This window comes from Halanaerobium saccharolyticum subsp. saccharolyticum DSM 6643 (assembly GCF_000350165.1).
Taxonomy (GTDB): domain Bacteria; phylum Bacillota; class Halanaerobiia; order Halanaerobiales; family Halanaerobiaceae; genus Halanaerobium; species Halanaerobium saccharolyticum.
Genome location: NZ_CAUI01000014.1, coordinates 1 through 1,080, shown reverse-complemented (window position 1 = coordinate 1,080; position 1,080 = coordinate 1). Strand labels below are relative to the sequence as shown.

At 43.2% G+C, this 1,080-nt stretch carries 2 tRNA genes and 2 rRNA genes; all 4 read right to left on the bottom strand.

What is annotated here, in order from left to right:
- Positions 1 to 471: ribosomal RNA gene (locus tag HSACCH_RS05255) — 23S ribosomal RNA — on the bottom strand; the annotation flags it as partial.
- A gap of 78 nt (positions 472 to 549) precedes the next feature.
- Positions 550 to 625 (bottom strand) — tRNA-Ala (locus HSACCH_RS05250).
- A gap of 45 nt (positions 626 to 670) precedes the next feature.
- Positions 671 to 747: transfer RNA gene (locus HSACCH_RS05245), tRNA-Ile, on the bottom strand.
- A gap of 151 nt (positions 748 to 898) precedes the next feature.
- A 16S ribosomal RNA gene (locus HSACCH_RS05240) occupies positions 899 to 1,080 on the bottom strand; the annotation flags it as partial.

The following is a 1,080-nucleotide window of genomic DNA, read 5'->3' as shown; positions in this document are numbered from 1 at the left end:
TTTCTCGTGTCTCGTGATACTCTGGATAATTCTCTGACTTCTTTTACCTTACGTCTACAGGACTATTACCTCCTACGGTTGAACTTCCCAGTTCATTCGACTCGGTAAAAAATTTAAGTCAGCCAAAAGCTGTAGCTTTTAGACAGTCTATCCTACACCCACTTAAAGCAACGTCTACAGACTTACACTTTAAGTGTTTGGACTCTTCCCCTTTCGCTCGCCGCTACTAAGGGAATCTCGTTTTGATTTCTTTTCCTCAGGGTACTAAGATGTTTCAGTTCTCCTGCTTGTTCTTACATGGCTACTTATTTCACCACATAATACCAGTGCTCCACACTGGTGGGTTGCCCCATTCGGATATCCGCGGATCTACGCTTATTTAGCAGCTCCCCACGGCTTTTCGCAGCCGGTCGCGTCCTTCTTCAACTCTGAATGCCAAGGCATCCACCATAAGCTCTTTCTAGCTTAATCAATTTATTTCCTATATGCATTTTTCAATGTACAGTTTTATATACTTATTTATATACTTAGTAATAATTAAAGAGTTTTTGGTGGAGGTAAGCGGATTCGAACCGCTGACCTCCTGCTTGCAAGGCAGGCGCTCTCCCAGCTGAGCTATACCCCCATATATACCAGTTGCTATTCATGCGTATGTTAAAAGAATAGAAAATGGTGGGCCTAAGTAGATTTGAACTACTGACCTCACGCTTATCAGGCGTGCGCTCTGACCAACTGAGCTATAGGCCCATTTTCTTTTTAAATAAATATAAATCCCATCGTTATCAGGATTTATTTTATTTTCATATTATTTTATTAAGTATTATAGAAGATTTCCTTCGGCTTTAACAGCCGAACTAAACCTTCAAAATTAAACAGCAAGCTCACGTTCTCTCCTTAGAAAGGAGGTGATCCAGCCGCACCTTCCGGTACGGCTACCTTGTTACGACTTCACCCCTCTTACCGGACACACCTTTGGCATCCGCAGATGACTTCTGGTGCATCCAACTCGATTGGTGTGACGGGCGGTGTGTACAAGGCCCGGGAACGTATTCACCGCAGTATGCTGACCTGCGATTACTA